The organism is Mesorhizobium sp. ArgA1, from assembly GCF_053714375.1.
This window is the reverse complement of record NZ_JBSKBQ010000196.1, coordinates 1-256: the sequence shown is the minus strand read 5'-3', so window position 1 is coordinate 256 and position 256 is coordinate 1. Positions and strand designations below refer to the sequence as shown.

The following is a 256-nucleotide window of genomic DNA, read 5'->3' as shown; positions in this document are numbered from 1 at the left end:
GCCGTCCGGACCTGCATGAGCATATGCGCGCCGTGGAGCGACCACCGCATCTGCTGCTTTTTGACCATCCGCTTGCCGACGAGGGAATTCACCGCCGACTCGGCCAAAGTGCTAGCGACCCGAAGACCGGCCCGGTAGCGCTTTGCATAGTTGACGATGGCGCCGCGGTTCGACCGGACGTAGGTCAGGAGTTGCAAGCCGAGGCTGTGCAGCCGGGCGACCGAGAACTCGCTGCTTTGCTGTGACCCCTTCAACC

Annotated in this window: 1 pseudogene; it reads right to left on the bottom strand. The window is 63.7% G+C overall.

Annotated elements, in window-relative coordinates:
• Positions 1–256: pseudogene (locus tag ACWGTI_RS32970) on the bottom strand (ISKra4-like element ISMet1 family transposase); the annotation flags it as partial.